This is a genomic window from Arthrobacter sp. SAFR-044 (assembly GCF_059414985.1).
In genome coordinates this window covers 25,193-36,185 of the sequence record NZ_JBPFDN010000002.1, presented here as the reverse complement: position 1 = coordinate 36,185, position 10,993 = coordinate 25,193, and the positions used below count along the sequence as shown (strand labels likewise).

At 64.9% G+C, this 10,993-nt stretch carries 8 protein-coding genes; 7 read left to right on the top strand and 1 reads right to left on the bottom strand.

Annotated elements, in window-relative coordinates:
* The first annotated feature begins 13 nt into the window (after positions 1–13).
* From mtrA to secA, 7 genes are all read left to right on the top strand, one after another.
* Positions 14–688, top strand: a complete 675-nt coding sequence (gene mtrA / locus ACR65J_RS02890) for an MtrAB system response regulator MtrA (RefSeq protein WP_141159962.1) — start codon at positions 14–16, stop codon at positions 686–688.
* A gap of 160 nt (positions 689–848) precedes the next feature.
* Complete coding sequence (mtrB, locus tag ACR65J_RS02885) at positions 849–2,621, top strand: MtrAB system histidine kinase MtrB (protein WP_440166643.1); 1,773 nt, start codon at positions 849–851, stop codon at positions 2,619–2,621.
* A complete protein-coding gene (locus tag ACR65J_RS02880; protein ID WP_440165913.1) occupies positions 2,618–4,333 on the top strand; it encodes an LpqB family beta-propeller domain-containing protein in 1,716 nt (571 codons plus the stop codon). The genes mtrB and ACR65J_RS02880 overlap by 4 nt, the downstream gene beginning before the upstream one ends.
* 134 nt (positions 4,334–4,467) lie before the next feature.
* Positions 4,468–5,397 (top strand): ComF family protein, encoded by a 930-nt coding sequence (locus ACR65J_RS02875; protein ID WP_440165911.1) that lies wholly within the window; start codon positions 4,468–4,470, stop codon positions 5,395–5,397.
* Between the two features lie 144 nt (positions 5,398–5,541).
* The gene (gene hpf, locus ACR65J_RS02870) at positions 5,542–6,267 is read left to right on the top strand and encodes a ribosome hibernation-promoting factor, HPF/YfiA family (RefSeq protein ID WP_440165909.1); all 726 of its coding nucleotides are present in this window, start codon (positions 5,542–5,544) and stop codon (positions 6,265–6,267) included.
* Positions 6,268–6,296: 29 nt separating this feature from the next.
* Complete coding sequence (locus tag ACR65J_RS02865; protein WP_440165907.1) at positions 6,297–7,565, top strand: winged helix-turn-helix domain-containing protein; 1,269 nt, start codon at positions 6,297–6,299, stop codon at positions 7,563–7,565.
* A gap of 42 nt (positions 7,566–7,607) precedes the next feature.
* Positions 7,608–10,349 (top strand): preprotein translocase subunit SecA, encoded by a 2,742-nt coding sequence (secA, locus tag ACR65J_RS02860; RefSeq protein WP_440165905.1) that lies wholly within the window; start codon positions 7,608–7,610, stop codon positions 10,347–10,349.
* A 116-nt stretch (positions 10,350–10,465) separates the two neighbouring features.
* On the opposite strand, the gene ACR65J_RS02855 is transcribed toward secA, so the two are convergent.
* The gene (locus ACR65J_RS02855; RefSeq protein WP_440165903.1) at positions 10,466–10,972 is read right to left on the bottom strand and encodes an Rv3235 family protein; all 507 of its coding nucleotides are present in this window, start codon (positions 10,970–10,972) and stop codon (positions 10,466–10,468) included.
* Positions 10,973–10,993 lie beyond the last annotated feature (21 nt).

Here is a 10,993-nt window from a genome sequence, read left to right as displayed (position 1 = left end):
GGAATATATAGCTATGAAGGCACGCATTCTGGTGGTAGACGATGACGAAGCGCTGGCCGAGATGATTGGAATTGTCCTCCGTAACGACGGCTTCGAGCCGGTCTTTTGCGCTGACGGCGCCCAGGCCCTCGACATTTTCCGTTCATCGCGGCCGGATCTTGTCCTGCTCGACCTTATGCTTCCCGGCATGGATGGCATCGAAGTCTGCCGCCAGATTCGGGGCGAGTCCGATGTTCCCATCGTCATGCTGACCGCCAAATCTGATACCTCCGACGTCGTCCGCGGACTGGAATCCGGTGCTGACGACTACGTGCCGAAGCCGTTCAAGCCCGCCGAACTGGTGGCACGCGTGCGCGCCCGCCTCCGCCCGGGGGACCAGAAGGCACCCGAAACGCTCAAGATCGCGGACATCACCATCGACGTCGCCGGGCACACCGTCAGCAGGGGCAGCGAGCGGATCTCCCTGACGCCGCTGGAATTCGACCTCCTGGTGGCCCTGGCCCGCAAGCCCTGGCAGGTCTTCACCCGGGAACTGCTGCTGGAGCAGGTGTGGGGCTACCGCCACGCCGCCGATACCCGCCTGGTCAACGTCCATGTCCAGCGCCTGCGGTCCAAGATCGAGCAGGACCCGGAAGCTCCGGAAGTTGTATTGACGGTGCGTGGTGTCGGCTACAAAGCAGGGGTCTGACCCCGCCGCGCAGGACGGGGAACCGGACCGGCGCGCAACGCCGCATTCCGCGGATCAAGGCTTGAGCCAGGACGACGGCGGGCAGGGCAGTACTGTCCAGCGCAGTGAAGAGACCGACGCGCCCGGACCCGGCAATACCGGAACTCCCGGTCTGCGGCATATCGCCTTCCGCGCACGGATCTGGCAGCGGCGCGCCTTAATCGTGGCGCTCCGCGTGGCACGGCTGGTGCGGACCGGTGTCCGCCGCTTCCTTCCGGGGCTGCGGTACCTGGGCCGGGCACTGCAGCAGCGCTGGCGCCGGTCCCTGCAGTTCCGCACCGTTCTCACCACCCTGATGCTGGCCGTGACCTCCTTCGCGGTCGTCGGCGCCTACCTGTCCAACCAGATCGCCAACAACCTGTTCCAGGAGCGGCTGACGCAGGCAGAGTCGGAGACGCGCTACAACGTCAAGCAGGTGCAGGAGACGTTCGACGGCGCCCAGGTCACCGACCAGTCCAGCGTCATCACCCTGGTATCAGACACGCTCAGCGCCGTCGAAGGGCGGGGCTCGGTCATCCAACGGCGCTACGTCTTCGAGGCGATGCCCAACCAGACCAAACCCCGCAACCGCTGGGTGGAGTCCCGCGCGTCGGACCAGCTGACGGTCAGCGTCATTCCCCCTGACCTGCGGAAGGCAGTCCAGGAGTCCGGAAAGGACCAGTACTGGGCATCCACCGTTATCCCCGTGGGGACCGAGGACCGGCCGGGAATCGCCGTCGGGAACAAAGTGACCTTCAACGGCACCGTCTATGAGCTCTACCTGATCTACGACCTCAACACGGCACAGCAGACACTGAATGAGATCCAAAGCGTCCTCTGGGCCGGCGGTGCGGTACTGGTCCTGCTGATCGGCGCCGTCGCCTGGTACGTCACGCGCAACGTGGTCAGCCCGGTGAGCCACGCCGCCATGGTTTCCGAGAAGCTCGCAGCCGGGCAGCTGCAGGAGCGGATGGTGGTGAAAGGCGAGGACGAAGTGGCCCGCCTTGGTGCCTCCTTCAACCACATGGCGGCCAGCCTGCAGGAGCAGATCACCCAGTTGGCAACGCTCTCGCAGATGCAGCAGCGCTTTGTCTCCGACGTCTCGCACGAGCTGCGGACGCCGCTGACCACCGTCCGCATGGCCGCAGAAGTCCTGTACGACGCGCGTGACGATTTCGACCCCATCAACAAGCGCTCGGCAGAGCTGCTCTACAACCAGGTGGAGCGGTTCCAGTCCCTCCTCTCGGACCTCCTCGAAATCAGCCGCTTCGATGCAGGCGTGGCGGTCCTGGATGCTGAACCGGAGGATCTCCTCCAGGTGATCGCCCACGTCATTGAGGGGGCGGCGCCGGTAGCGGCGGAGTATGGGTCGGAAATCCTTTACACGGCCCCCGCGGATGCCGTGATCGTTGAAATGGACGCGCGGAGGATCGACAGGATCCTGCGCAACCTGATCCTGAACGCGGTGGAGCACGGCGAGGGCAAACCGGTGACCGTCACGGTTGCGGCCAACGAGACGGCAGTGGGCGTTGCCGTCAGGGACCATGGGATAGGAATGGACCAGGCCCAGGCTGCCCGGGTCTTCGACAGATTCTGGCGTGCCGACCCAGCGCGCGCACGCACCACCGGAGGCAGCGGCCTGGGGCTGTCCATCGCCATGGAGGACACCAAGCTGCACCATGGATGGCTGCAGGCCTGGGGCAGGAAGGGCGACGGCGCCAACTTCCGGCTGACCCTTCCACTGCGCCAGGATGGCGAAATCACGGAGTCGCCCGTACAGCTGGAACCGAAGGACGCCACGATGCCCGGAGCACCGGGGAGCATACCTGCCGAACAGGACTACAAGAACATGGTGCTGTTGCAGACCGGTGGAGCCAGGCCTGCTGCACCCCGGGCCCCCGAGGAGACACCATGAGGGCCACCATGCGCCACTCCAGGTACCCGGCGGCACTGCTCGCCCTGCTGATCGTCCTCCTGTCGGGCTGCGCGAGGATCCCCACATCCGGCCCGGTGGGGAAGAGCAGCGAAAGCAGCGCAGGCAACGTCAACGCACCCGTCTTCCTTCCGGCCGCGCCCCAGCCCGGTGCGTCACCTGAGACCATCATCGACTACTTCTACCGGGCCGGCAGCGGCTACGAGGACGACTACGCGGTGGCCCGCCAGTACCTGACGCAGGCATCGGCCGTGTCCTGGAAACCGGACAAACGCGCGCTGGTCTACCGGGAAGCACGCGTTGTCCCCACGGGCACCGAAAACGTCTTCAACTACGAGCTGGATGTCTCCTACACGGTGGACGCCGACGGCATCGCCACCCAGTCCCCACCGGGCACAGTGGAACGCATTCCCGTGACGGTGACCCAGGTGGACGGCGAGTGGCGGATATCCGCAATTCCGGACGGGACCGCCATCGCGGAGGAAACGTTCAAGGTGATCTACGGCGCGTACCCCATCTACTTTTACGACCCCACGTTCACCTACGCCATCCCGGACGTCCGCTGGTTCCTGAAGAACAAGACCGTCAAGGCCATGACCAGCGCACTGCTGGCGGGCCCCGCTCCCTATCTCCGTGGCGCCGTCGCCAGCGCGTTTCCCTCGGGGATCAAGCTGGCCCGTGAATCCGTCCCGGTGGTGTCCGGGGCCGCGCAGGTGGATCTGACGGCGAAGGAGCTGACGGAAACCTCGGCGGAGGACCGGCTGCGCATGCAGATGCAACTGACCTTGACCTTCCGCAGCCAGCCTGATGTGGTCAACGTGGAGCTGCGTGCCAACCAGGACCTGGTCCGGGTGGAGGATAACGGATCTGTCCTTCCTCCGGTCCTGGACAAAACCGTGCCTTCCCGCCAGATCGCCATCAGTGGCAACGAGCTGGTGCGCTACGAAAACAACCGTGTTTCGCCGCTGCCCGACATGCAGCCGGTTTCGGCGCTCAACCCGCGCTACCCTGCCGAATCATCGGTGTCGCAGGCTGCGGCCTTCCTCAATGACGGCCGCACCACCCTGTACAGCATCACTCCCGGCCAGCCTGCGCGCGCCCTGACCACCCGGAGCACCCTCAGCCGGCCGTCGTTCAGTGTCAACGACTGGGTGTGGACGGCCGGGCCGGGTGCCGCGGGTGCCACCGAAGTCGTCGCGTTCCACCCCACCGGGGTGGCCGAGGGCGCGCCTGTGCCATCCGTGACACTCGCACCGTCATGGCTTGCCGGCCGGACCGTGAAGGAACTCCGCATTTCACGGGACGGCGTGCGCGCGCTGGTCATTTCCGAGCAGAACGGGAAGTCCAAGGTGCAGGTGACCGGCGTGATCCGGGCCGGTGACGGCACGCCGCGCGAACTGACCACGCCCATCACTCTGGTCAGTGCCGGCGATCCCGACCAGGGGGTGTGGGTGAACGGGACCACCGTTGCCGTCATGAAGGCGGCAGCCGGTGCAAACGTCACACCGGAGCTGTTGTCCCTCACCTCCGGTCAACCGCAGCAGCTGGCCCCATGGCCCGGCCTGGTGGCCATCAGTGCAGGCAATGGTGCCGACGACATCTACGTCCAGTCCGCAGAGGGCATCTTCCAGCGCCTGGGCAACGGCTGGTCGCCCCAAATCAAGGGCCCCATCGACCCTGCGTTTCCGGGCTGACGCGGCCGTCCGCCTTATCCACATAGCCCAAGCGGTGCCCCCGCTTGTGCCGGGGTCTGATGCATGCTGGGGGAATGAACGGCAGCTCCGGCGAAAGAGGCGCAACTGGTCCTGGCCGTCGACGGACCTGGAGAATGGACCCGGACCTTCAACCGCCGCCGCCCTGGCAGGCTCTGCACAGGGGCGAACACCCGGTTGCCCTCCTGCGTCTTGCTGACTGGTTGTCCGGCGCAGCGGCAGACCTCGTTGCCCTGGCAGTGCCGGTGGACTGCGTCTGCTGCGGGGCCGAGGACCGGACGCTTTGCGCGCCATGCGGCAGCCGCATCCGCCAACTGACCAGGCAACCTTTCCGGGCGGAAAGCGGAGCGCCGGCGCTGATGGATGTCGACGGGACCGTCATGCTCCCCGTGGTGGCAGCTGGTGTGTACCGGGACGAGCTGGCACAGGGCCTGCTGTCGTTCAAACGGTACGGCCAACACCAGCTTGGCAGGAGCCTTGGCCGGGCACTCGCCGTGGCAGTCAGGGCAGCAGCCCAAGGCGGCAATGGGTTCCTGCTGGTTCCGGTGCCCACCGGCACAGCGGCATATGTCACCCGGGGGTTCAGCCCGGTCCACGTGCTCCTGAAAGAGGCGGCACGGCAGCTTCCAGGCCTCGACGTCGCAGATGTCCTGGGCAAAAAGCCGGCTGCCAACTCCTGGTGGCCCGGCAGCCACAAAAGCCCTGGCAACCACCAGGGTTTGGCTGGCCAAAAAGGACCGGGTGGCCAAAAAGGCCTGGGTAGGGGAGCCCGCTCGCAACGCGTCCGGGGCTCCATGCAGATCAAATCCGGAGCCGGCGCAAAGGTCCTGGGACGGCCCTGCATCATCGTCGACGACGTCCTGACAACCGGCGCCACCCTTGGAGAAGCGGCCCGTGCCCTGCACCGAGCCGGCGCCCGGGTAAGGGGCGCCGTCGTGCTTGCGGCGACACGCCCGCCCGACGCCGCGGACCCCGGCGCTCCGGCCCCCCGACCGCACGGGAGACACCACGACTTAGAAAAAAATAAACCGGGAAAGGATGAATAACGGGTGGCTATGAACTAACGTCGGTGGTGGGTACCAAGAACAGAATGTACCTTTCGATGGCGGCTCGGAGAGGGGCTCGACTGTCAGGCAGCCCGGCCCAAGGAAGCGCCGCCGTCGTGTCACCGAAGTCATTTGGAGGGCACCATGGAGTTTATGATCAGCGGACGAAATCTGACAGTTTCAGACCGGTTCCGCGAATATGCCGGGGAAAAGATCGCAAAGATCGAATCGCTTGGTGACAAGATCCAGCGGGTCGATACCAAAGTCTCCAAGGAGACCAACGCCCGGCAGACCGGCGACCAGTTGACCGTCGAGGTGACAGTCCTGGGCCGGGGCCCTGTAATCCGTGCCGAAGCGAGTGCCGCAGACAAATTTGCCGCCTTTGACCTCGCCTACAACAAACTGCTTGAGCGGCTCCGGCGCGCGAAGGACCGTAAGAAGGTCCACCATGGCCGTCACACCCCCAAGGCTGTCCGTGAAGCAACCGCCACACTCGAGCCCGCCAGCGCGCACGAACCGCTGTACCTTGAGGCCAACCGCAGGAGCGAAACCGGCCTGGCAACGGAAGAAAAATCCCCCTACGATGTCGAAAATGACATCCCGGCCGGGAAATCGCCGGTATTGATCCGGCGCAAGGTCTTTCCCGCTGCTTCCATGACGCTTGACGACGCCGTGGACAATATGGAACTCGTGGGCCACGACTTCTATCTCTTCGTGGACAAGGCCACCAACACGCCCTCCGTCGTTTACCGCCGCCGCGGCTGGACCTATGGCGTCATTACCCTGGACCACGAATGCGAACCAGGGGACACTGTCGTGGAGGAAAAGATCCTTGCCTACCGCTCGGATGACGCCCCCGCCAACGCTTAACGTGGAATCACCCACCGGAGAGGACTGAATTGCCGGCATCGCTGAGCCTTAACCAGGCACGGCGGATCGCGCTGGCAGCGCAGGGACTCCACAAAGGACGGCCCACCGGCCCCGTGACAGCACGGACGGTGGGCCGTACCTTTGCCCGTCTCCAGCTCGTCCAGATCGATTCCGTGAATGTCCTGGTCCGCAGCCACTTCCTGCCCTTCTACTCCCGCCTTGGCAACTACGACCGCGACATCCTGCAACGCATGTCCGGACGCCATCCGCGCCGGATGCTTGAATACTGGGCGCACGAGGCAAGCTACATACGGCCGGAGCATTACCAGGACCTTCTCCTATGGCAAAAGCGGGCCTGGGTGGGCGCCTCCCGCCTGGACCCCGTGCTCCGCAACGACGTTGCGGCCAGAATCCTGGCGGTCCTCGCCCGGTCCCGGCCCATGACGGCATCGGAACTGACGGCACGGATTGGGCATGTCGAGGAAAAGCAGGCGGACAACTGGGGGTGGAACTGGAACGCCGTAAAGCGGGTCCTTGAACACCTCTTCGAAGAAGGACTGGTATCGGCAGCCTCCAGGACCGGGCAGTTCGAGCGCAGGTACACGCTGACCGCCAAGGTCCTCCCATACCCGGCCCCCGCGGCACGGGAAGAGGATCCAGTGGCCGCACTGCGCCGCCTGACGGACGCGGCCGCACAGGCCCACGGAATCGGCAGCGTCCGCTGCTTCGCCGACTACTTCCGGATTCCGGTCAAGGCTACAGCGCTGGCCGTTGAGCACCTCGTGGAGCAAGGCAGGCTGGAACCGGTCAACGTGGCGGGCTGGGAGCGGAAGATCTACCGGCATGTGGACTCGGTGCTGCCGCAGCGCGCCACCGGCCGGGCGTTGTTGAGCCCGTTCGATTCCCTGGTCTTTGAGCGGCGGCGGCTGTCCGAACTTTTCGGTTTCCACTACCGGATCGAGATCTACACTCCAGAGCCCAAGAGGCGGTTCGGCTACTACGTGCTGCCTTTCCTGCTGCGCGACAGCATCGTGGCCCGGGTGGATTTGAAAGCGGACCGGGCAAGCGGCCGGTTGCTGGTGAGGTCCGCGTTCGCCGAGCCTGACGCACCGCCTGATACCGCCGTCGAACTCGCTGCCGAACTGGTGCTCATGGCCCAATGGCTTGGCCTGCCGGAGGTGGAAGTGGGGCAGGGAGGGGACCTGGCCGCAGGTCTGTCCCTGGAGCTGGCACCGCTCCAGGGAGTATCCGCTCTCAGGGAAAAGGGGCACCGGCTGCGTGTGTCTCCCGTAGACTGAACACGCCAGAATTCGGCGGCATCAGACTGGGAGCATCTTCACGTGGCATCACTTATCGAAAAAATTCTCCGCACGGGTGACAAGAAAACACTCCGGCAGTTGCGGAACTATGCCGATTCCATCAACGCCCTCGAAGACTCCTTTAAGACCTTTACCGACGCTGAACTGCGTGAGGAGACGGACCGCCTCCGGGCTCGCCACCAGGATGGCGAGAAGCTTGACGACCTGCTTCCCGAAGCCTTCGCAGCAGTGCGCGAGGCGTCCTCCCGCACATTGGGGATGCGGCACTTCGACGTCCAGCTGATGGGTGGCGCTGCCCTCCACCTGGGCAACATCGCTGAAATGAAGACCGGTGAAGGCAAGACCCTGGTGGCGACCGCTCCCGCTTACCTCAATGCCCTCACCGGCAAGGGTGTCCACGTCGTCACGGTCAACGACTACCTCGCCGAATACCAGTCCGAACTCATGGGCCGCGTCTACCGGTTCCTGGGCCTGACCAGCGGCGTCATCCTCGCCAACCAGGATCCGGCCGTTCGCCGCCAGCAGTATGCCGCCGACATCACCTACGGGACCAACAACGAGTTTGGTTTCGACTACCTGCGGGACAACATGGCGTGGGACCGGACCGAACTGGTCCAGCGCGGCCACAACTTCGCCATCGTCGACGAAGTTGACTCCATCCTCATTGATGAGGCACGCACGCCATTGATCATCTCCGGCCCTGCGCAGGGGGACACCAACCGCTGGTACAGCGAATTCGCAAAAGTGGTGCTCCGGCTTCAGTCCGAAAAGGACTACGAGGTCGACGAAAAGAAGCGCACGGTGGGCGTCCTGGAGAGCGGGATCGAAAAGGTCGAGGACTACCTTGGCATTTCCAACCTGTACGAATCCGCCAATACTCCGCTGATCGGGTTCCTGAACAATGCCATCAAGGCCAAGGAACTGTTCAAGCGGGACAAGGATTACGTCATCCTGGACGGCGAAGTGCTGATCGTTGACGAGCACACGGGCCGCATCCTGGCGGGCCGGCGCTACAACGAAGGCATGCACCAGGCGATCGAGGCCAAGGAAGGCGTCGAGATCAAAGCGGAAAACCAGACCCTGGCCACCGTGACGCTGCAGAACTACTTCCGTATGTACGGCAAACTGTCGGGAATGACGGGTACCGCCGAGACTGAGGCGGCCGAGTTCATGAGCACTTATAAGCTCGGCGTCGTGGCCATCCCCACCAACAGGGACATGCAGCGGATTGACCAGTCGGACCTCGTGTTCAAGAACGAGGTTGTAAAGTTCGACGCCGTGGTGCGCGACATCGCCGAACGGCACGAAAAAGGCCAGCCCGTCCTCGTGGGCACCACCAGCGTGGAGAAGAGCGAGTACCTGTCCAAGCTGCTCGCCAAGGAAGGCATCCGCCACGAGGTCCTGAACGCCAAGAACCACGCCCGGGAAGCTGCCATCGTCGCCCAGGCAGGCCGGAAGGGTGCCGTCACCGTGGCCACCAACATGGCCGGCCGCGGCACTGACATCATGCTGGGCGGTAACGCCGAATTCACGGCCGTCGCCGAACTCGCCAAGCGCGGGCTGGATCCGGAGGAGAACTCCGAACAGTACGAAGCCGCGTGGCCCACGGCGCTCGAGGCAGCCAAGCAGTCCGTCAAGGATGAACACGAGGAAGTCCTGGACCTCGGCGGCCTGTACGTCCTGGGCACCGAACGCCACGAATCACGCCGCATCGACAACCAGCTCCGCGGCCGGTCCGGCCGCCAGGGCGACCCCGGTGAGTCCCGGTTCTACCTGTCGCTGACCGATGACCTCATGCGCCTCTTCAACTCCGGGGCTGCGGAACGGCTCATGAACAGCTCCGTGCCGGACGACGTTGCGCTCGAATCAAAGCTGGTATCCCGGGCCATCGCCTCTGCCCAGGGACAGGTGGAAGGCCGCAACGCCGAGCAGCGCAAGAACGTGCTGAAGTACGACGACGTCCTCAACCGCCAGCGCGAAGCCATCTACAGTGACCGCCGTCGCATCCTCGAAGGCGATGACCTGCACGAGAAGGTGCAGTACTTCATCGAGGACACCATCACTGCGCTGATCGACGCCGCCACCGCGGAAGGAAACGGCGACGACTGGGACTTCCACCAGCTGTGGACGAACCTCAAGACGCTCTATCCTGTCAGCGTTACTCCCGAGGAAATCATCGAAGAGGCCGGCGGGAAGTCCAGGATCACCGTTGAGCTGCTCAAGGAGGAGATCCTCTCCGACGCCCGCCTGGTGTACCGGGCCCGCGAGGAGGTCATCGGATCCGAAAGCATGCGGGAGCTTGAACGCCGCGTGGTCCTTTCCGTCATTGGCCGCAAGTGGCAGGAACACCTCTACGAGATGGATTACCTCAAGGAGGGCATCGGCCTGCGGGCCATGGCGCAGCGTGATCCGCTGGTGGAGTACCAGCGCGAAGGTTTCGCCATGTTCCAAAGCATGATGGAAGCCATCCGGGAGGAAAGCGTGGGCTTCCTCTACAACCTCGAGGTGGAAGTAACCCCGGCCCAGGACGTCGTGGTCCAGGATGCTGCCGGCGGACACACCGAGCACGTGGACCCGCAGGTCCATGCCGCCGGGCTTGAGGCCCCCGAGCAGCCGGCGCAGCTGCAATACACGGCTCCCAGCGAGAGCGGCGGAACCCAGACCCGGGTGGAAACCCGGGCCGGCAGCGGACGCTCCGGCAACCCCGCCAAGGCAGCCGCACAGGATGCTGCCAAGCGCCCGGCAAAAAAGAAAAAGCGCTAGCAGCACAGCCGTAGACGCCCAAGGGCGGTGGTGAGCAGGGCAGGGACCAAGGCGTCCCTGCCCTGTTTGCGTGGTGCACTGTGCGGATCTTCCGGCGCCCGGGCGTTTCCACTGGGTCAGCCGATGACGAGTTCAACGATTCGCCAGACCTGCTTGTTGCGCTCAAGCCGGACGGCAACGGCACGGGCCCGTACGTCATCCACCACCACGGCACTTGCCTCGTAGATCCCCTCAGCCACCTCGCACACCCGTACGGAGCGGACCGTGGAGTTCCGGTGGAGCCGGGCCAGTGCGGGATTGCCTGTCCTGGTAAGTTCGCGCCGGATCAGCGCCGCCCGGTGCTGCAACGACGCCAGGCACCGCGGATCGAGCCGCCGCGCCAACTGGTGGACAGGACGGATGCCGGCCAGGACCTCCATGGCAGCCTGGACCGTCCCCCGGGTAATGGCCCTGACTTCCGCCGCTTCGCTTACGGACCGCAGGGACGGTGGGTTCGCGCCGTGCGACTGACCCGCCGGCGCCGCCGTCCTTGGCGGTGACACATTTTCCCCGCGGGCCCTCCCGCCGTCTACGGTGTTGGCAGCCGGGTCCTGGACGGCCCGGACAGGTGTCGCAGCGGTCATTGTGGTTCCCCTTTTGTTCGA